Raw genomic sequence first — 18,729 nt, 5'->3', positions numbered from 1 at the left:
ACACCCCGCGCGGGCGGGGGTGTCTCGCGACCTAAAAAAACAACCCCCCCCCCCCCCCCCGACTCCGCCTTGCCAGACCGCCGCCTGGACCTCGCCGCGACACCGCCAACGTTCCTGGACACCGCACTAGCGCGTCGGGGGTGTGTGATGCGAATGTGAGACGGCCCCGCGTCCGGGTCGAGCGTGCCGGCGCGAGTCCGGTCCGGCAGAAGTGGAGAGTCGGTGGCGGAGGAGAAGCCCGCGCGGTCGGTCGATCCGGCGTCACACCGCACCCGGTCGGGCCGCCGCCGTGCGGAATCGGCCCGCTCGTCGACACCGGCACCGACCTCGCCGCCGTCGGCCCAGGGGGCGACCCGGGCCGCCGCCCGTCGACTCGCCCGCGCCCGGCGGCGTCGACGTACCACGGTGGAGGCCGTCGCCGCCCTCGCCGGCCTGCTGGCCCTCGTCGGTTACGTCAGCTGGTGGTCGGAGCCGACGCCGGACGACCAGCCGGACCCGGACGGCCTGCCCGCGGTGGTCGGGCGTCCGGCGCTGCCCAGCGGCAGCGCCACCGCCGACGCCGTGCCGGGCCTGCGCCCTCGGGAACGCAGCCCGAGTCCCTCGCCGAGCGCCACGGTGGTGTCCACCCCCGCCCCGCCGACCGCGCCACCGACGCTCGTGCTCAGCCGGTCCGACATCCCGGCGACCGTGGACCTGACCGAGGCGGGCCGCCGCGACTGGCTGCACTGGGGCCTCGGCGGCGCCACCAGCCCGGTACGCAAGCGCGACGGCTCCGCCGACCTGCGGGACCTGGGCGGCCGGGGTGACCGGGACACCTGGGACGGCAACCAGGAGCTGTTCCGGTGGCGCGACGGCGCGCCGGTGGACTCGGCCGGGGACGTCGCGGACGGGGTCTACACCTGCGGTGCCGGCAACGGCTTCCGGCTCGCCGTCGTCTCCGACGGTCAGCCGCGCACCGCCACCGTCTACCTCGGCGTCTGGATGGCCCGGGGTCGGCTCGACGTGCGGGTGGGCGACGACGGGCCACGCCAGACGCTGCGCGTGGAGGAGCGGCACACCAGCCTCTCCTCGGGTGTGACGGTCCGCTTCCAGGCGCCGCAGGGCACCCGCGTACTGCTCACCTGGACGGTGGAGGAGGCGTTCACGCCGCACTGCGGCAACGTCGGTCTGCAGGCCGTCGCACTGCGCTGACCTGCCGGCGGCCCGGCTCTCCAGTAGCGTGGTCGGTGACCGATCATGATCGAGGAGGACCGATGACCTCGGGCGAGAAGGTAATGGACAGCCCCACCGACTGGGTGGCCGAACACATCGACCGGTACGTCGAGACCGACGGTGCCAAGGGGCACGAGTGGCAGCCGGGCGTGTTCACGCTGCTGCTGACCACCCGGGGCCGACGCAGCGGCGCACTCCGGCGGACCGCGTTGATCTACGGCCGGCACGGCGACGCGTACGTGGTGGTCGCCTCCCAGGGCGGCGCTCCCCAGCACCCGGCCTGGTATCTGAACCTGCTCGCGGACCCGGAGGCCCAGGTCCAGGTCGCGGCCGAGCGGTTCACCGCACGGGCCCGCACCGCCACGCCCGAGGAGAAGGCCCGGCTGTGGCCGGACATGGTCGCCATCTGGCCGGCGTACGACGACTACCAGACCAAGACCGACCGGGACATCCCGGTGGTGGTGCTGGAACGCGTCTGACGGCAGCCGTACCCGTCGTCGGGCAGTTTGTCCGTCGGGCCGCCTCCACCGGACCGTACCGTCCTGCTGTCCGGGTTCGACTGTCCTGTGTGGAGGCCAGGCCGATGAGCAGCAGCAGTACCCTCCGTCCGTCCCCGCCCACCGGCGAGCCGGCCGGAACGGCGTTGCGGGAGATCCCGCTGCCGCCGTACGTGACCGCCGAGGATGCCCAGTTCGCCGTCCGTGCCGTCGTGGTGCACGCGCCCCGAAGATGGTCCGGGGGCACGGTCTGCCGCAACGACGCCAGTCCGCACCCGTGCCGGCTGCACCGCTGGGGCACCCGCGTCCTGGCGCTGCGCGGCCTGCGCGACTCCGAGATCGCCGCGCTGATCGAACGTGGCGACCCCGCCGCGCTCGTCCCCGCGCCCAAGGTGCAAGGAAGGGCCCCCTGCTAACGCCTGGTGTATAGGAAGGGTCCCTTCCTTACATCAGGGGAACCTCGTGGGGTACCCGTTTCCGGGGCCGTCACACCTGACGGACTGATCGACCGCCGTCTACTTGACGGATCCCTCGGCAGCGGGCACCGTGGGCAGTGGAGGGGCCTTGAGCTGCCCCGATGCGGTGGTGGGCGACCGCTGCCCGGCGAGCCGCGCCGGGCGTGGTCGACCTCGAAGGCCGCCACATCCGTACCCGGTGTGCGGGCCGAGTGCCGGTCCGCCCACGGACTGGCCGGCAGTGTGCCTCCGGCACCGGGAGTCGAGAACCCACGAGGAGTCCCACCATGCTCACGATGACCGACAACGCCGTCCTGGTGATCCGTGACCTCGCCAACCAGCAGGACGTGGCCGAGGGCGGTGGGGTACGCATCGCCGCGGACACCACCGCCGGTTCGCTCACCGTCGAGCTGGTCGCCGCACCGGTCGAGGGTGATCAGGTGGTGGACAACCAGGGTGCCCGGATCTTCCTCGACTCCGACGCCGCCGACCTGCTCGGTGACGCCGCGGTCGACGCGACCGTCGACGACGAGGGCGTGATCCAGTTCGGCTTCACCGACCAGCAGTAGCCCTCAGCCCGCGCGACGGTTCTCCCCGCCCCGGGGCCGCTGGGGCGGGACGCTGCCCGGGGGCCGCGCTCCACCACCGCTGGTACGCCCCAGCGTGGCCAGCACGTGTGCCAGGTGGTGCGAGGTGCTCCAGGCCACCCAGTTGGTTGCCGATCCGGCTCCGGCGACCCGACGCGCCCGGCGCACGATCTCGTGGTCGCCCCAGGAGAAGCCGGCACCCGTCGACGGCCAGTGCGGTGCCGACACCAGTTCGCGGCACAGGTCGGCGACCCGATCCTCCCCGCGCCGACCCCGACGCGACCACCGGTAGAGCCACCACACGTCGGCGTCGGTGTACCGGACCGTCGGCAACCGGTCGGTCGGCTCCGCGCCGGGTGCGGCGGAGGCGACACCGTAGTCGCCGAATCCCACCCCGAGGTCGGCCAGCCGCCGCCAGAGCAGCCAGTCCCAGCGGTCCAGCCGGACCGGTTCGTCGGTGGGCAGCCGGGCCAGCGCCGGTGGCATCCCGCCCGCCACCACGCTGACCGAGCGCCAGGCGTGCCGCCGGGCCCAGTCCCGCGCCCGGCGTACCCGGGGCTCGGTCGTGCGGACGTCCGCCGGACAGCACACGTCGCCGCAGTCGAGCACCAGGTCACACTGCTCGGGGGCCAGCCGCGCGTACCGCCAGATCCGCTCCACGGCGGTGGTGGCGGCGTCGGGTCCGGCCCGGTCCAGGCGGATCCGCAGCCGCACCACCGCCCGGCCGAAGTACGCCCGCGCGGTGACGCCGTGCGCCGCGAGCCGCTGGTCACGGTCGGTCAGGCCGATCACCGGCACCAGCGGTACGCCCCATCGCAGCGGCTCGGCACCGGCCGGATCGGGCAGGGCGCCCACGTCGACGGCCGGGATCAGCCCCGGCGGCAGCCGGCTCACGGCTTCCACGACGGATCTGTCGAGTTCGGACACGTGCAGGATCGGGGCGATCAGCGGGGCGAGGGCGTCGTCGAGGTGGCCGAGCGCGTCCAGTTCGCCCCGCCGTGCGGGGAGGACGGGACGGTAGACCGGTTCCGTCGCCCAGCCTGAGTGGGCGGGCACCATAATTAAATGTAGCCAGGTGATTACCCAGCTCACAGGGCATGCAGCCGGAAATTCGGCGGAACTCTGTCAGCTCCGCGACTGTCATCGCGGGGCCCCGACAGCGCGACACCCCGGGCGGCAGGTGCCGCTCCGGGGTGTCGACGGCCGTCACCGGCCCACTGTCGACCGGTCAGTCGTCGTCGCGGTCGTCATCGTCATCGTCGTCATCGTCATCGTCGCGGTCGTCGTCGCCGCCGTCGTACCGCTCCTGCTCGGCCTTGAGCACCTGGCCGGTCTCCCGGTCGACGTCGATCTCGTGCTCGACGTCGCCCTTGACGATCTCGACCTCCCAGACCGGGCGCTTGTTCTCCCGGTCGCGGTCGATCTCGGTGATCCGGCCGCCGCCCGCGTGCGCCAGGGCGATCTCGCCGGCCCGCTCGCGGCTGATCTCGTCGGTGGCGTCCGGCGAGCCGGTGCCGGCCGGCGGGGTGGCCGTGGTCGGGTCGGTCGGTGGGGCCACGCTGCCGGGGTCGGTCGGTGGGGCGACCGTGCCGGGGTCGGTCGGCGGCGTGACCGTGTCGGGAGCGGCCGGGGTGGTCGTCTCCGGCGCGCTGGTCGCCGCGGTCAGCGTGGTCTGCCGCGCGCGGTCGTTGTCGGCCGCCGTGACGCCCAGGAAGATCCCGGCCGCCGCGAGGACCGCCGCGGCGCCGCCGACCGACGCCAGGATCAGGGGGTTGCGCTTCATTGGTGCCACCTCTCCTCGGTTGATGCACACAGCATCGGTCGGGGCGGGATAGCGTCGCGCTGTCCGAACACTAAGGCCGGGTTAAGGTCGGCCGCTGGAGATCTTCGGCGTGCCCAGGTGGAGCATGACCTCGGCCCCGCCGCCGGGACGTTCGCCCAGTTCCAGCCGGCCGCCGCTGGCCTGGGCGGCCCGGCGGGCGATGTCCAGCCCCAGGCCGGTCGACCCGGCCTGGCTGGCCCCGCGACGGACCGACTCGGCGGCGATGCCGGGGCCCTCGTCGGCCACCGTCAGCACCACCTGGTCGCCGTCGGGCACCAGCCGGACGGCGAAGGCGGTGCCGTCCGGGGTGTGCGCGAAGACGTTGCCGAGCAGCGCGTCCACCGCAGCCGCCAGCTCGTCGGCGGGGACGCCGACCGGCAGCGGGCCGGGTGCCAGGTCGAGGTCGACCGCCCGGCCGGTGTCCTCGGCCAGCACCGACCAGAAGGCCACCCGGTCGGTCACCGTGGCCACCGCGTCGGTGACCACCGCGCCGTCGGCGGGGGTACGCCAGCGGGCCTGCCGGATCAAGCCGGTCACCGCCCGTTCCAGCCCGTCCACCGCACCGGCGATCCGGGCGGCGTCCTGCGGGTCGGCCAGCGACTCGGCCTCCAACCGCAGCGCGGTCAGCGGGGTCCGCAACCGGTGGGACAGGTCGGCCACCTGCTCGCGTTCCTGCACCAGCAGTTCCTGGATCCGCCCGGCCAGGTGGTTGAGGGCACCGCCCACCTCGCGCAGCTCGGCCGGCCCGGACGGCTCGACGCGCGCGTCGAGTTCGGCGTTGGCCAGCCGGTGCGACACCGCCGACAGCTCACCGATCGGGCGGACCAGGGTGCGGGCCAGCCGGTCGGCCACCGCGAGACCGATCAGCACCAGCAGCAGTCCGAGCAGGGAGAGCACCAGCCAGGCCCGGTCCACCCCGTGGGTCAGCTCGGCGTCGGACACGAAGGTGCGGATGACCGCGGTGCCGTCCGTACGGCCCTGGACCGCGATCACCACCTCGCGGCCCTCCGGCGTCTCGGCGGTCAGGCTCTGTCCCCGGGCGGCCAGCTCGACGGCGGGCGTACGGGGAGCCGGTGCGCCGAGTTGGTCGCCGTCGGGGAGGAAGACGCTGACCGGCCGGCCGGACTGGACGAGTTGGTCGACGGTCAGCCGGACGGTCTCGGAGTCGGCGGTGCCGACCACCGGGGCGAGACCCTGCACGTCGGCGGTGGCCCGTGCGGTCGCCCGGTCCTCGGCGGAGGTCCGCAGCAGCAGCGCCAGCGGCACCAGGAAGGCGATCACGATGAGCACGCTGACGGCGGCCACCAGCAGTGCCAGTCGCGCCCTCATCGCTGTGCCTCGGGCGAGACCAGCCGGACCCCCACCCCGCGTACGGTGTGCAGGTAACGCGGCTGCTGGGCGCTCTCGCCGAGCTTGCGGCGCAGCCAGGACAGGTGCACGTCGACGGTCTTGTCCGCCCCGCCGTACGGGATCTGCCACACCTCGGTGAGCAGTTCCCGCTTGGTCACCACCTCGCCGACCCGGGTGGCCAGGTGTCGCAGCAGGTCGAACTCGCGCGGCGTCAGCTCGACCGGCGCGCCGTCCAGGCTGACCTGCCGCGCCCGGGGGTCGATCCGCAGCCCGCCGACGACCACGGTCGGGTCCTCCTCGGCCGGTCCACCCGGCCCGCGTCGCAGCACCGCGCGGACCCGCGCGTCGAGTTGGGCGGCGGTGAACGGCTTGACCACGTAGTCGTCGGCCCCGGCGTCGAGGACCCGGACGATCTCCGTCTCGTCGTCGCGGGCGGTGGCGACGATGACCGGCACCGCGCTGACCGCGCGCAGCATCCGCAGCAGCTCGCGGCCGTCCAGGTCGGGCAGCCCGAGGTCGAGCACGACGAGGTCGGGGCGGTCGTCGAGCGCGTCGCGGAGCCCGGCCATCGCGGTCGACGCCGCCGCCACCGCGTGTCCCCGTTCGCGCAGCGCCCGCACCAGCGGGGTGCGGATGGTCAGGTCGTCCTCGATGAGCAGCAGGCGGGCCACAGCAGGCAGGGTATATCCGCCCGGGCGCGACGGCGGCGTCCGTTAACCCTCCCTTAGCCTTCCCCGAAGGTCGCCCCAACCCGCGATCAGGGATAGTCGGGTGATGGGACGTCGCACGCTCCTCGCGATCGCCGGGTGGCTGGCCACCGCGGTGGTCGCCACGCTGATCGGAGTCGCCGCCATCCGGCTGGTGGGGGAGAGCCTCACCAGTACGCCGGGCGGCGTCCGCAGCCAGGAGGAGATCGCCCGCGAGTTGGCCGCGCCGCCCCGGACGACCGGACCGACGACCGGTACGCCGGGCCCGACCGGCTCGCCGGACCCGGCGGCCACGGCTCCGGTGAGCCCGAGCGCCTCCGCGAGTCCCACTCCGGAGGCGTCCCACCGGCGCAGCTTCTCCAACCAGGGCGGCAGCGTGGTGGCCGAGTGCGTGCCGGGCGGGGTGTGGCTGGCGTCCTGGTCGCCGAAGCAGGGCTACTCGGTCGAGGACGTCGACCGGGGCCCGGACGACGACGCCGAGGTGAAGTTCGTCGGCCCGAGCGGCGAGCACGAGCTGTCGGTGCGATGCCAGGCCGGCGTGCCGGTGCTGGACCTGGACGACGACTGACGACACCCCTCACTGTCGGAGCTCCGCCGCAGGTCAGAGGCATGATCAACATGTCTACTGTCCGTGATCGGACAGCCTGTCGTGTGGCTACCGACGGGGAACGCGACATACGTTCGATGCACAAAGGGTGCTGATCGGTGCTGATCCTTCTTAGCCGCCCTAATCAACTCAACACGCCTCGGCCGCCCGGCCGGCTGGAGAGGAGAACGATGTCCAGCGCGAGAGCCAGGAGCAGGCGGGCGGCCCAGCCAGCGCCGGGAGAGGAGACCACGGCCCGCGCCGAAGCCGCGCACACCACCTGCGGCGGCGCCGGCATGCCGTCCACGTCGAGAGTGCTGTTCGCCGTGGTCAGCGCGAACGGCGTCCTGGTCCGGGGGATGGGCGCCGCGACGGCCGACCGACTGAGCACCGGGATGTACCAGGTGGTCTTCGACCAGGACGTGACCGCCGCCGGGTGTGTCGGCACGGTGGGTCTGTCGGGCAGCGCGGGGCTGGCGCCGTCCGGTCAGATCGCCGTCGCCGGGCGTACCGGCATCCCGAATGCGGTCTTCGTGACCACCTTCGACAGCGCCGGGGCCTTCGCCGACCGGCCGTTCCACCTGGCCGTCCTGGCCTAGCCGCCCGGGCGGCGCCGACCGAGTCCGGACACGAGCGCACGGCGCCGTTCGATCCCCGAGGACCCGAACGTCGCCGCGCTCAGCCGTCTCCCGCCACCGCAGCCCGTACGGCGGTACGTCGGCGGGGACCTGGCATGGCCGACCAGTGCCGGCCGGTCCTGTCGATCCCCGTTCGGCGTGCCGCCAAACCCTCATATCGTGCGCAATTCCACTATCTGCAAGTCCCGGCGTGGGGCGGGTCGTAACGGGGTATGTGCCGGGCATGGAGCACTTCACTATCGCCACGGTCGCCGAGAAGAGCCCGGACTTCCGGCGCGTGCTGTGGACCGGGAAGCACACCCAACTGGTGATCATGACGATCCCGGCGGGCGGTGAGATCGGCGAGGAGGTCCACGAGGACATCGACCAGATCCTCACCTTCGTCAGCGGCACCGGCGAGGCCCGGGTGGCCGGCGAGAAGCGCGAGGTCGTGCAGGGCGACCTCGTGGTGGTGCCGGCCGGGACGAAGCACAACTTCGTCAACACCGGACCGAACCCGCTGGTGCTCTACACCGTCTACGGGCCGCCGGAGCACGCCGACCAGGCGGTGCACAAGACCAAGGAGGAGGCCGACGAGGCCGAGGCCGCGGGCGAGGACGAGCCGCCGACCTCCTGACCCGTCCCGCCGGCCCGGGCGTCCGGGCCGGCGTGATGTGGTCGAGGATCCGGGTACGCGCACCGGATGGTGCAGCCGCCGATCTCCGACTACGCGTTCCTCTCCGACTGTCGATCGGGGGCGCTGGTCGGGCGGGACGGCTCCGTCGACTGGTGGTGCCCGAACAGGTTCGACTCACCCGCCGTCTTCGCGCGGCTGCTCGACTCCGACGGCGGTCACTGGCGGCTCGCACCGGTCGCCGCCGGCCGCGCCGGGCACCGGGTGCAGCGGGCGTACCGACCGGACACCCTGGTGCTGCGGACCGTGCACCAGACCCCGGAGGGCAGCGTCGCGGTCACCGACGCGCTCGCCGCCGAGGCCGGTGCCCGGGGCCACGAACTCGGCCTGCGGTCGCCGGCCGTGCTGCTGCGCGTCGTGGAAGGGCTCTCCGGCCGGGTACGGATGGCGCTCGACTTCCGTCCCCGACCGGAGTACAGCCTGCTCACGCCCTACCTGCACGAGTTGGACGACGGCGGGGTGCGGGCCGTCGCCGGGCCGGCCGAGCTGACGCTGCGGTGTGCCGGGATGCGGCTCACGGCCGACCACGACCGGGTGCACCACGTCTTCGAGATCGACGAGGGGCAGGTGCTCGGCTTCGAGGTCGCGTACGCCCCCGCCTACGGCGACCGGCCGCCCGCGTCGGACCCGGTCCGACGGCTGACGGACACCGTGCAGACCTGGCGCTCCTTCCGCGACACGCACCACTACGACGGTCGGTACCCGGACGTGGTCCGGCAGAGTTCGACGGTGCTCATCGGCCTCACGTACGCCCGCAGTGGCGCGGTCGTCGCGGCGCCCACCACGTCGTTGCCGGAACGGATCGGCGGTGACCGCAACTACGACTACCGCTTCTCCTGGCTGCGCGACTTCGCGATGACGATGCGCGCGCTGTGGGTGGCGGCCTGCCCCACCGAGGCGTCCCGCCTGTTCGACTGGGCGGCCCGCTCGATCGGCCGGATCGGTGCCGATCCGGTGCCGGTGCTGTTCGGTCTCGAAGGGGAGCGGGACGTCTCCGAGCACCACTGCCCCGGCCTGGCCGGCTACGCGGGCAGCTCCCCGGTACGCGTCGGCAACGACGCCTGGCAACAGCGCCAACTGGACGTACCGGGCGAGATGGTGTCGGCGGTGTGGCGTCTGCGCGACTACCTCGGCGAGCCGTTCGGCACTGAGGTGCGGGAGATGGTGCTCGGCCTCACCGAACAGGTGGCCGCCACCTGGCACCTGCCGGACCGGGGCATGTGGGAGACCCGCGACACCGACCGGCACTATGTGGCGTCGAAGGCGCTCTGCTGGGTGGCGATGGACAAGGCGGTACGGCTGGCACCCCACCTCGGCGAGCGGGCCGACCCACGACGCTGGGCGGGCGTCCGGGACGAGATCCGCGCCACCGTGCTCCGCGACGGCTTCAGCCGGGAGCGGGGTGTCTTCACCGGCGCGTTCGGCTCGCCCGAGCTGGACGCCGCGGTGCTGTACCTGCCGGTGGTGGGCTTCCTGCCGGCGACCGACCCACGGATGCGCGCGACCATCGACGCCGTCGAGCGGGAACTCGGCGGCGAGGGCGGCCTGATCCGCCGCTGGGACACCGACCCGGCCGGCTTCCTGCTCTGCTCGTTCTGGCTGGTGGAGTGCCTGGTACTGGCCGGCGAACAGGAGCGGGCGGCCCGGCTGTTCACGCAGGTGGCCGGGCACGCCAACGACGTCGGCCTGTTCAGCGAGCAGATCGACCTGACCACCGGGGCGCAGCTCGGCAACACCCCGCAGGCGTTGTCGCACATCGGGCTGGTCAACGCCGCCTGGCGGTTGACCGACCCGGCGGCCGAGTGACCGTCCGGGCGTCGCGCGTCAGGCGGGCAGCAGCGGTACGCCGCTCACGTCCACCGTCTGCGGGTACTTCAGGCCCGCCCCGGTGTTGAGCACCACCACCCGCTCACCCGCGCGGATCCAGCCACCGGCACGCAACCTGCGGACGGCGGTCAGGCAGGCCGCGCCCTCCGGGCAGAGCAGCAGCCCCTCACGCGCCGCGAAGTCCCGCAGGTCGGCGAGGATCTCGGCGTCGTCCACCGCGATCGCGGTCCCGGCGGTGGCCCGCAACCCGGCCAGGATCAACTCGTCACCGAGCGGCGCCGGCACGGTGATGCCGAACGCCACCGTGTGCGCGTCCGCCCACGGCTGCGCCCGGTCCTCGCCGGCCGCGAACGCCCGCACGATCGGCGCGCAGCCGGTGGACTGCACTGCCACCAGCCGGGGCAGCTTGTCCTCGACCCAGCCCAGCTCGCGCAGCTCACCGAGCGCCTTATGGATGCCGATCAGCCCCACTCCGCCGCCGGTCGGATAGACGATCACGTCGGGTACCTGCCAACCCAACTGCTCGACGATCTCGTACCCCATCGTCTTCTTGCCTTCGAGGCGGTACGGCTCGCGCAGCGTACCGGCGTCGAAGATCGATCCGGCCGAGGCCGCGACGAGCGCGGCGACCTGCCGCCCGGCGTCGCTGATCAGCCCGTCCACCAGGCGCAGGTCCGCCCCGGCGGCCACGCACTCGCGGCGGCAGATGGTCGGCGCGGACAGCGGCATGGCGATGGTCGCGCCCATCCCGGCGCGGGCCGCGTAGGTGGCCCAGGCGGCACCCGCGTTGCCGTTGGTCGGCAAGGCGATCCGCCGCACCCCCAACTCCCGGGCCCGGCTCACCCCCACCGCCGCGCCGCGCGCCTTGAACGAGCCGGTCGGGGTCAACCCCTCGTCCTTGACCAGCAACTCGTCAACACCGATCTCCGCACCGTACGCCGGGGCACGCAGCATCGGCGTCCAGCCCTCACCGAGCGTGGTGACGAACGCCGGGTCCGCCACCGGCAGCAGTTCCCGGTAACGCCACAGGTCGGCCGGGCGCAGCCCGAACCGTTCCGGCTCCACCGTCCGCCGCACCGCCGCCAGGTCGTAGCGGGCCAGCAGCGGCGAACCGCACGCGCAGAGGTTCTGCGGTACGCCGGCGTCGTGCTCGGTGCCGCAGCGCGGGCACTCCAGGTGGGTCAGGTGCACGAGAGGTCCCCCTAGCTCGCGTCGACGCTGCGCCACGCCGGGCTGCGTCGTCCGGGCTCGTAGCCGGAGTCCAGCCGCTTCGCCACGACCCCGGGCAACCCCTGCTCACGGGCGGTGCGCAGGGCCTCGGCGCCGGTGCCGGGGAACCACGGCGGAGTCTGCCAGTGCGGCCCGGCCAGCGCCAGACCGTCGAGCAACTCCCGGCGTTGCGGATAGGGCAGGTCGAGGCTGCTCACGCCCTCCAGCCAGAGCAGGTCGACCAGCAGGTACTGGGCGTCGGTGGTGCTCCGGCCACCCCGGGCCGGTCGGACCCGACCGGCCCGGTCGATGCGGACCAGGACGCCGTCGAGCACCGCCTCGGTCGGCGCCAGCGCCTCGGCCATCGGGCGCAGCCAGGGGTACCCGCCGGTGATCTCCGTACCGTCCTCGGCGAGCAGCCGTAACCGCCCGCCCGAGACGTACGCCATCGCGCGTATCCCGTCCCAGCGCAACTCGTACCCCCAGTCGGCCTGGTCGGCGGGAAGCCGGCGGGCCGGTGTGGGGCGCATCGGCGCGACCTGCTCGGGCATGCTGGTCCAGCCGGGCGGCGGCGGGTCGGTGCGCCGCACCATCCAGTCCCGTCCGTCGCGGCCACCGGCGGCGAACAGCACGTACCGTCCGGTGGTGCGCCGCCCGCGCAGCCGCACCACCACCTCGCGCTCCTGCCACTTCTCGCAGCGGTAGGTGCCCCGGTCGTAGATGATCATGCGTCCGCCGCCGTACTCGCCGGCCGGGATCTTACCGGCGAAGTCCAGGTACTCCATCGGGTGGTCTTCGGTGTGCACGGCGAGATGGTTGCGGCCCGGCTCGCGGGGCAGCCCGCGCGGCACCGCCCAGGAGGCGAGCACCCCGTCGTGCTCCAGCCGCAGGTCCCAGTGCAGGCTACGGGCGTGATGCTGCTGGATGACGAAGCGTCCCCGGTCCGCGCCGACCCGGCCGGTCCCGGTCGCCGGCACCGGTTCAGGGGTACGCGCCGCGTCGCGCTTGCGCCGGTACTCCTCCAGCCGGTCAGCCACGATGACATTCTCTGGCAAACCGGGCCGACGTGCCCGGGTCCGGGAATGGCGGCGACGATCAGGGGTAGAACGGTCGGTATGGACCACGTCGACCAGCCCACCGCCGTCCTACCCGGTGACGTCCGAATCCCCCTGCTCGGCTTCGGCACCTGGCAGGCCACCGGCGAGACCGGCTACCAGGCCGTGCTCGCCGCGCTGGACGCGGGTTACCGGCACATCGACACCGCCACCATGTACGGCAACGAGGAGGAGGTCGGCCGCGCCGTCCGGGAGAGCGGGCTGCGTCGCGAGGACGTCTTCATCACCACCAAACTGCCGCCGGAGCAGGTCGGCCGGGAACGCGAGACGATCGAGGCGAGCCTGCGCGCGCTCGGCCTCGAATACGTCGACCTGTGGCTGCTGCACTGGCCGCCGAGCGATCCCGGCGACCTGATCCCCGCCTGGCGGGAGATGCTCGCCGCCCGGGACGAGAACCTGGCCCGCGCGGTCGGCGTGAGCAACTTCAGCACCCCGCAGATCGACGAGCTGATCCAGGCCACCGAGGAGAACCCGGCGGTCAACCAGATCAAGTGGAGCCCCCGGCTGTACGACCGGCAGCGGCACACCGAGCACCGCGACCGGGGCGTGGTGCTGGAGGGTTACAGCCCGTTCAAGGCCAGCGACCTGTCGGACCCGGTGCTGACCCGGATCGCCGGCGCGCACAACGTCTCGCCCGCCCAGGTGGTGCTGCGCTGGCACCTCGACCACGAGATCGTCGCGATCCCCAAGTCGGTGACCCCGGACCGGATCCGGGCCAACGCCGACGTCTTCGGCTTCTCCCTGAACGCCGAGGAAATGCGCGACATCGACGCCCTCGGCACCCCCTGAGGATGTAAGGAAGGGTCCCCTGCTAACGCCTCGTGCATAGCAGGGGACCCCTTTTAACATCAGGATCAGGGCGTGCCCGGGTCGCCGCGTTCCCAGCGGTGCAGCACGAGGCGGCGTCGGCCCTCGTCGACGACGACCGGCTCACCCCCGGTCGGCCGATAACCCACCGCTCGGGCGGTGGCCATACTCGCTGCGTTGTCCGCCTCGATCTCCAGGTACGTCGTGGGCACGCCCGGGAGCGAGTCGGCGTACGCGGTCACCAGTCGCAGCGCCCGGGCGGCCAGTCGCTGGCCCCGATAGGGCGGCCCGACCGCGTACCCGATGCCGCCGGTGACCAGGTTGAGCATCACCTCGCCTCGGGCCAGGTCGTCGGCGCCGGTGACGGCCAGGTACAGCCGGTCGCGGGAGGCCCGCACCTTCGCCAGGTACGCCTCGGCCGCAGCTCGGTCGAATGGTGTGGCCACCGGCAGCCGGTGGGCCATCTCCGGATCGTCGAAGATCACGACGAGCTGGGGCAGGTCGCGTTCCGCCCACGGGCGCAGCCCGAGCCCGTCACCGTCGAGGCGTATCTGCACAGTCGGCCCTCCCGCCGGCCTGATGATGTTAGGAAGGGTCCCCTCCTATGCACGAGGCGTTAGGAGGGGACCCTTCCTTTCACAACATCAGGAGCGGGTGCAGGTGGCGCCGTTGAGGGTGAAGTTGGTGGGGGAGGAGTACGACCCGCTCAGTGAGCCCTGGTAGCCGAAGCTGGCCGTGGCGCCGGGTGCGAGCGTGCCGTTCCAGTTGATGTTCCGCGCGGTCACCGACGACCCGCTCTGGCTCACCGTGGCGTTCCAGGAGCTGGTGATCTGCTGTCCGGAGGGCAGCGAGTACGCCAGCGTCCAGCCGTTGACGGTGCTCGACCCGGTGTTGGTGATCTGCACGTCGGCGGTGAAGCCGTTGTTCCACGAGTTGGCGGTGTACTTCACCGCGCACGCGCCGCTGCCCGAGGGCGGCGGGGTGGTGGTGGGCGGCGGGTTGTTGCCGCCGCCGTTGACCGAGGCCGAGAAGTTGGTCACGGCCAGGCCGGCGCCGCCCTGCCAGGGCTCGAAGCCGGCCTGGATGCTGGTCAGGTACCACGAGTTGGTGATCGCACCCCGGTTGCGGGTGTCGTTGATGAAGGCCAGCAGGTTGAGGTTCGCGCTGCTGATGGCCGACGGCGACAGGTACGAGATGACGTTGTTGGAGCCGTTGCTGCCGCGCCAGACCTCCCAGTTCCGGCCGTCGATGTTCGCGTTGCCGACGGGCGAGCCGATGGGCTGGATGGAGCCCTGCCGGTTGAGCCAGATCATGATCTCCATCTGGTTTACGCCGTCGCGCTTGGGCGACGGGTCGAGCCAGATGTCGTACGAGGCGTTGTAGGTGGCGCCGCTGACGTACCGGTAGTTGATGCTGCTGTTCGCGCTGCTGATCTGGCTGACCTGGATGGGCAGGTTGGTGCCGGGGGAGCAGTTGGTGTAGTGGCAACCGACGAAGACCGACGGGTACGCGGTGGGAGCGCCGTTGGTCGGGCTGCTGCCGTTCTGGGTTCTGATCTCGAAGCCGCTGCTGGTCACGTTGATGCACTGCTCGGCGGTGGTGCCCCAACGGTTGTTCTGCACCACGTAGCGGTTCTGGATCACCGTGCTGCCGTACTGCTCGCAGATCAGGGTGTCGGCGGAGGCGGTGCCGCCGAGGGCCACGGCGATGGTGGAGCCGGCGGCGAGCAGGCCGACGGCCGTGAGGGCCCGCAGGATACGTCTCATGATGCTCCTTGCGCTGCGGCGTCGGGGACGCCGGGACGGTGTGCGAGTGGAGCGGTGGGAAGGTGCTCGCCGCCGGGGGGTGGGTGGCTCCGGGAGCGCTCCCATGTGCTCATCGTCACATTTACATACATGAAACAACGGGCGCAACTGGCCGGGGTTATTGAGAGGAATTATGACGTGTGTCACGTACGCGCCGATCGGTCACCCGGAGATCCCCGGCCGGGCGGTGGGCAGCGCCGACGGGAGGTGGGTCGACGCCGTGGGATGTCCCTCGTGGGCTAATTGCCTCTGGCGTGCACCGATTGCGCCGAGTAGTGTCTTGCCTCCAACGCGTGCCGACCCTCCGGAGGCGTACAACCCCATGCGTGGCTCCCCCCTGCGCATTCTCGTCGTCGGCGCGGGCATCGCCGGTCTGGCCGTGGCCCGGGCGCTGCGCCTGGCGGGCTTCCGGCCCGACGTGACCGACAAGGCACCCCCGGGCGAACTCGCCGACGCCGGTCTCTACCTGCCGGGCAACGCCGCCCGCGCGCTGCGCCGCCTCGACCTGGACGACCCGGTACGCCCCTACGGGCAGGTCATCCACCGTCAGCGCTTCCTGGACGCGAGCGGCGTACCGCTGTGCGAGGTCGACCTCGACACACTCTGGGCCGGCGTCGGCGAGTGCCGTGCCATGCCCCGCGCCGACCTGCACCGGGTCCTGCTCAGCGGGGCCGGTGGCGCGGTCCGGCACGGCGCCGAGGTCCGCACCATCGACGTGCTGACCAACACCGTCGGCGTCACCTTCGTCGACGGCACCCAGACCGAGTACGACCTGGTCATCGGCGCCGACGGGCCGCGTTCCTCGATCCGGGCGCTGGCCGCGCTCGGCGGCCCGCCCCGCCCGGCCGGTCAGGTGGTCTATCGGAGCGTGGTGCGCGACGGGCCGACGCTGCGGGACTGGACCGCGCTGCTCGGTCAACGCAGCGGGATCCTGGTGGTGCCGATCGGTGCCGGCCGGCTGCACTGCTACGCGGACGAGACCGGCTCCGCGCCGCCGGCCGACCCGAGGGCCCGGTTGCGTGAGCTGTTCGGCGACTACGGCGGCCCGGTCCCCGAGGTGCTCGACGCGCTCGGCACGGTGCACGCCAGCGTCACCGACGAGGTCGAACTCGGGCGCTGGCACCGGGGTCGGGTGCTGCTGGTCGGTGACGCCGCCCACGCCACCGCGCCGACGCTCTCCCAGGGTGCCGCGATGGCGCTGGAGGATGCGGTGGTGCTCGCCGAGTCGCTGCGCGCCGCCGGGAGCGTCGAGGCGGCGCTGACCGCGTACGAGAGTCGCCGCCGGCCGCGTACCCGGTGGGTGCGGGACCGGACCCGGGACCGCAACCGCACCCGCGACGTGCCGCCGGCGCTCCGCGACCCGCTGCTACGCGGACGCGGCGACCGCATCTTCGGCGAGCATTACCGGTTGCTCCTCGGCCCGCTGTGATCCACGCCCGGTGACCCCACTCGGCGCTCTCACCTGCCGGGGACTATCCTCCTTGCGGATGACGGCCCGCAGAGACACGCGTGCCGAGCGGGACAACCCAGGAACCGGAGGCCCCTCGTGACCACCGTCGCACCGAAGCCGGTCGTGACCCGGCCCTGGCCGGTCCGGGAGCCGGTCAAGGGGTCGGCCATCGCGCGGCTGTTGCGGTCCACGGACGCGAAGCAAATCGGGATCATGTACATGGTCACCGCGTTCGTGTTCTTCATGATCGGTGGTCTGATGGCCCTGATCATGCGGGCCGAGCTGGCCCGGCCCGGGCTGCAGTTCCTCTCGCCCGAGCAGTACAACCAGCTGTTCACCATGCACGGCACGATCATGTTGCTGTTCTTCGCGACGCCGATCGTGTTCGCCTTCGGCAACTACATCGTGCCGATCCAGATCGGCGCGCCGGACGTCTCGTTCCCGCGGCTGAACAGCTTCGCGTACTGGCTGTACCTGTTCGGTGGCACCATGGCCACCGCCGGCTTCCTGACCCCGGGCGGCGCGGCGGACTTCGGCTGGACGGCGTACACCCCGCTGAGCACCGTGGAGCACTCTCCCGGCGTCGGCGCCAACATGTGGGTGGTCGGTCTGGCCATCTCCGGTCTGGGCACCATCCTCGGCGCGGTCAACCTGATCACCACGATCCTGACCCTGCGCGCGCCCGGCATGACCATGTTCCGGATGCCGATCTTCACCTGGAACATGCTGGTCACCAGCCTCCTGGTGATCCTGGTCTTCCCGCTGCTGGCCGCCGCGCTGTTCGCGCTCGCCGCCGACCGGCTCCTCGGTGCCCACGTCTACAGCCCGGACACCGGCGGCCCGATGCTGTGGCAGCACCTGTTCTGGTTCTTCGGGCACCCCGAGGTCTACATCATCGCGCTGCCGTTCTTCGGCATCATCAGCGAGATCATCCCGGTCTTCTCCCGCAAGCCGATCTTCGGCTACAAGGGTCTGGTCGCCGCCACCATCGCCATCGCCGGCCTGTCGATGAGCGTCTGGGCGCACCACATGTTCGCCACCGGCCAGGTGCTGCTGCCCTTCTTCAGCTTCCTGAGCTACCTGATCGCCGTGCCGACCGGTATGAAGTTCTTCAACTGGATCGGCACCATGTGGCGCGGCCAGATCAGCTTCGAGACGCCGATGCTCTGGTCCGTCGGCTTCCTGGTCACCTTCCTCTTCGGTGGCCTGACCGGCGTGCTGCTGGCCGCCCCGCCGCTCGACTTCCACATGCACGACTCGTACTTCGTGGTGGCGCACTTCCACTACGTGCTCTTCGGCACGATCGTGTTCGCGGTCTTCGCCGGCATCTACTTCTGGTTCCCGAAGATGTTCGGCCGGATGCTGGACGAGCGGCTCGGCAAGATTCACTTCTGGCTGACCATGATCGGGTTCCACACCACGTTCCTGGTGCAGCACTGGCTCGGCAACGAGGGCATGCCCCGGCGGTACGCCGACTACCAGGCCATCGACGGCTTCACCACGCTGAACATGATCTCCACGATCGGCGCGTTCATCACCGGTATCTCCACGCTGCCGTTCATCTACAACTGCTGGAAGGCGTACAAGGCCGGTCCGGTGGTCGAGGTCGACGACCCGTGGGGCCACGGCAACTCGTTGGAGTGGGCGACCACCTCCCCGCCGCCGCTGCGCAACTTCGACCGGATGCCCCGGATCCGCTCCGAGCGTCCCGCCTTCGACGCCAAGTTCCCCGAGCTGGCCGCCGGGCAGAGCCTGGCCGGCCCGCCCGAGGGTGGCTCCAAGCCGCTCACCAGCGAGTCCGACGGCGGTGCCAGCTACCAGGAGGACACCTCCAGCGACATCGACCGCCGCTGACACCACCGCACGCACCACGACGGGCGCCACCCCACACCCGGGGTCGGCGCCCGTCGCCCTTTCCGCCCTGCTCCGCGGGTCGTTGATCACCTTGCCGTGGCCGGACGTCGCAAGCTCCGCGCTCGCCCACCCCGC

The 18,729-nt window shown here is 72.3% G+C and carries 19 protein-coding genes; 11 read left to right on the top strand and 8 right to left on the bottom strand.

Annotation, left to right across the window (positions count from 1 at the left end; genetic code table 11):
• Positions 1 to 222 precede the first annotated feature (222 nt).
• The 4 genes from ACIBO1_RS00370 to ACIBO1_RS00355 all read left to right on the top strand — a co-directional run bounded on the left by ACIBO1_RS00370 (position 223) and on the right by ACIBO1_RS00355 (position 2,733).
• A complete protein-coding gene (locus ACIBO1_RS00370; protein ID WP_396740225.1) occupies positions 223 to 1,191 on the top strand; it encodes a hypothetical protein in 969 nt (322 codons plus the stop codon).
• 62 nt (positions 1,192 to 1,253) lie between these two features.
• Entirely contained in the window at positions 1,254 to 1,691 is a 438-nt protein-coding gene (locus tag ACIBO1_RS00365; protein ID WP_396740223.1) for a nitroreductase family deazaflavin-dependent oxidoreductase, read from the top strand.
• 104 nt (positions 1,692 to 1,795) lie between these two features.
• Positions 1,796 to 2,125, top strand: coding sequence for a hypothetical protein (locus ACIBO1_RS00360; protein WP_396740221.1), 330 nt, complete (start codon positions 1,796 to 1,798; stop codon positions 2,123 to 2,125).
• A gap of 326 nt (positions 2,126 to 2,451) precedes the next feature.
• Positions 2,452 to 2,733, top strand: a complete 282-nt coding sequence (locus ACIBO1_RS00355) for an adhesin (RefSeq protein WP_396740220.1) — start codon at positions 2,452 to 2,454, stop codon at positions 2,731 to 2,733.
• Between the two features lie 3 nt (positions 2,734 to 2,736).
• On the opposite strand, the gene ACIBO1_RS00350 is transcribed toward ACIBO1_RS00355, so the two are convergent.
• The 4 genes from ACIBO1_RS00350 to ACIBO1_RS00335 form a co-directional block, all read right to left on the bottom strand.
• Positions 2,737 to 3,843: a beta family protein gene (locus ACIBO1_RS00350; protein ID WP_396740218.1), complete on the bottom strand. Its 1,107-nt coding sequence runs from the start codon at positions 3,841 to 3,843 to the stop codon at positions 2,737 to 2,739.
• Between the two features lie 136 nt (positions 3,844 to 3,979).
• Positions 3,980 to 4,534: a PepSY domain-containing protein gene (locus ACIBO1_RS00345; RefSeq protein WP_396740217.1), complete on the bottom strand. Its 555-nt coding sequence runs from the start codon at positions 4,532 to 4,534 to the stop codon at positions 3,980 to 3,982.
• A gap of 81 nt (positions 4,535 to 4,615) precedes the next feature.
• Positions 4,616 to 5,902 carry a sensor histidine kinase gene (locus ACIBO1_RS00340; protein WP_396740215.1) on the bottom strand — a complete coding sequence of 429 codons (1,287 nt, stop codon included), beginning with the start codon at positions 5,900 to 5,902 and terminating at the stop codon, positions 4,616 to 4,618.
• Positions 5,899 to 6,594: a response regulator transcription factor gene (locus ACIBO1_RS00335; RefSeq protein ID WP_396740213.1), complete on the bottom strand. Its 696-nt coding sequence runs from the start codon at positions 6,592 to 6,594 to the stop codon at positions 5,899 to 5,901. Before ACIBO1_RS00335 ends, ACIBO1_RS00340 begins: the two co-directional genes overlap by 4 nt.
• 103 nt (positions 6,595 to 6,697) lie before the next feature.
• Here ACIBO1_RS00335 and ACIBO1_RS00330 point away from each other — a divergent pair, with 103 nt between their 5' ends.
• From ACIBO1_RS00330 to ACIBO1_RS00315, 4 genes are all read left to right on the top strand, one after another.
• Entirely contained in the window at positions 6,698 to 7,198 is a 501-nt protein-coding gene (locus ACIBO1_RS00330; protein WP_396740211.1) for a septum formation initiator, read from the top strand.
• 209 nt (positions 7,199 to 7,407) lie between these two features.
• Positions 7,408 to 7,815, top strand: coding sequence for a hypothetical protein (locus ACIBO1_RS00325; protein ID WP_396740209.1), 408 nt, complete (start codon positions 7,408 to 7,410; stop codon positions 7,813 to 7,815).
• A gap of 262 nt (positions 7,816 to 8,077) precedes the next feature.
• A complete protein-coding gene (locus ACIBO1_RS00320; protein WP_396740207.1) occupies positions 8,078 to 8,470 on the top strand; it encodes a cupin domain-containing protein in 393 nt (130 codons plus the stop codon).
• A gap of 66 nt (positions 8,471 to 8,536) precedes the next feature.
• A complete protein-coding gene (locus ACIBO1_RS00315; protein ID WP_396740205.1) occupies positions 8,537 to 10,333 on the top strand; it encodes a glycoside hydrolase family 15 protein in 1,797 nt (598 codons plus the stop codon).
• A gap of 18 nt (positions 10,334 to 10,351) precedes the next feature.
• On the opposite strand, the gene ACIBO1_RS00310 is transcribed toward ACIBO1_RS00315, so the two are convergent.
• Positions 10,352 to 11,545: a threonine synthase gene (locus ACIBO1_RS00310; protein ID WP_396740203.1), complete on the bottom strand. Its 1,194-nt coding sequence runs from the start codon at positions 11,543 to 11,545 to the stop codon at positions 10,352 to 10,354.
• 11 nt (positions 11,546 to 11,556) lie between these two features.
• Positions 11,557 to 12,600, bottom strand: a complete 1,044-nt coding sequence (locus ACIBO1_RS00305; RefSeq protein ID WP_396740202.1) for a DNA polymerase ligase N-terminal domain-containing protein — start codon at positions 12,598 to 12,600, stop codon at positions 11,557 to 11,559.
• A 78-nt stretch (positions 12,601 to 12,678) separates the two neighbouring features.
• Here ACIBO1_RS00305 and ACIBO1_RS00300 point away from each other — a divergent pair, with 78 nt between their 5' ends.
• Complete coding sequence (locus tag ACIBO1_RS00300; RefSeq protein WP_396740200.1) at positions 12,679 to 13,467, top strand: aldo/keto reductase; 789 nt, start codon at positions 12,679 to 12,681, stop codon at positions 13,465 to 13,467.
• A gap of 65 nt (positions 13,468 to 13,532) precedes the next feature.
• Here the strand turns inward: ACIBO1_RS00300 and ACIBO1_RS00295 are convergent, their stop codons facing one another.
• The gene (locus ACIBO1_RS00295; RefSeq protein ID WP_396740198.1) at positions 13,533 to 14,042 is read right to left on the bottom strand and encodes a GNAT family N-acetyltransferase; all 510 of its coding nucleotides are present in this window, start codon (positions 14,040 to 14,042) and stop codon (positions 13,533 to 13,535) included.
• 87 nt (positions 14,043 to 14,129) lie between these two features.
• Positions 14,130 to 15,251, bottom strand: coding sequence for a cellulose binding domain-containing protein (locus ACIBO1_RS00290; RefSeq protein ID WP_396740197.1), 1,122 nt, complete (start codon positions 15,249 to 15,251; stop codon positions 14,130 to 14,132).
• Between the two features lie 361 nt (positions 15,252 to 15,612).
• Here ACIBO1_RS00290 and ACIBO1_RS00285 point away from each other — a divergent pair, with 361 nt between their 5' ends.
• Positions 15,613 to 16,719, top strand: coding sequence for an FAD-dependent monooxygenase (locus tag ACIBO1_RS00285; RefSeq protein WP_396740195.1), 1,107 nt, complete (start codon positions 15,613 to 15,615; stop codon positions 16,717 to 16,719).
• 117 nt (positions 16,720 to 16,836) lie between these two features.
• Positions 16,837 to 18,594 (top strand): cytochrome c oxidase subunit I, encoded by a 1,758-nt coding sequence (ctaD, locus tag ACIBO1_RS00280; protein ID WP_131052077.1) that lies wholly within the window; start codon positions 16,837 to 16,839, stop codon positions 18,592 to 18,594.
• Positions 18,595 to 18,729: the final 135 nt, after the last annotated feature.

It is taken from the genome of Micromonospora sp. NPDC049903, from assembly GCF_044460945.1.
Taxonomy (GTDB): domain Bacteria; phylum Actinomycetota; class Actinomycetes; order Mycobacteriales; family Micromonosporaceae; genus Micromonospora.
Note: the sequence above shows the minus strand (reverse complement) of the source record. Positions and strands in the feature narration are given on the sequence as shown.

Coding starts and splice junctions, on each gene's coding strand:
- ACIBO1_RS00325 (WP_396740209.1), top strand. CDS start 7,408: ATGTCCAGCGCGAGAGCCAGGAGCAGGCGGGCGGCCCAGCCAGCGCCG.
- ACIBO1_RS00285 (WP_396740195.1), top strand. CDS start 15,613: ATGCGTGGCTCCCCCCTGCGCATTCTCGTCGTCGGCGCGGGCATCGCC.
- ACIBO1_RS00360 (WP_396740221.1), top strand. CDS start 1,796: ATGAGCAGCAGCAGTACCCTCCGTCCGTCCCCGCCCACCGGCGAGCCG.
- ACIBO1_RS00315 (WP_396740205.1), top strand. CDS start 8,537: ATGGTGCAGCCGCCGATCTCCGACTACGCGTTCCTCTCCGACTGTCGA.
- ACIBO1_RS00300 (WP_396740200.1), top strand. CDS start 12,679: ATGGACCACGTCGACCAGCCCACCGCCGTCCTACCCGGTGACGTCCGA.
- ACIBO1_RS00320 (WP_396740207.1), top strand. CDS start 8,078: ATGGAGCACTTCACTATCGCCACGGTCGCCGAGAAGAGCCCGGACTTC.
- ACIBO1_RS00330 (WP_396740211.1), top strand. CDS start 6,698: ATGGGACGTCGCACGCTCCTCGCGATCGCCGGGTGGCTGGCCACCGCG.
- ACIBO1_RS00355 (WP_396740220.1), top strand. CDS start 2,452: ATGCTCACGATGACCGACAACGCCGTCCTGGTGATCCGTGACCTCGCC.
- ACIBO1_RS00365 (WP_396740223.1), top strand. CDS start 1,254: ATGACCTCGGGCGAGAAGGTAATGGACAGCCCCACCGACTGGGTGGCC.
- ACIBO1_RS00340 (WP_396740215.1), bottom strand. CDS start 5,902: ATGAGGGCGCGACTGGCACTGCTGGTGGCCGCCGTCAGCGTGCTCATC.
- ACIBO1_RS00290 (WP_396740197.1), bottom strand. CDS start 15,251: ATGAGACGTATCCTGCGGGCCCTCACGGCCGTCGGCCTGCTCGCCGCC.
- ACIBO1_RS00345 (WP_396740217.1), bottom strand. CDS start 4,534: ATGAAGCGCAACCCCCTGATCCTGGCGTCGGTCGGCGGCGCCGCGGCG.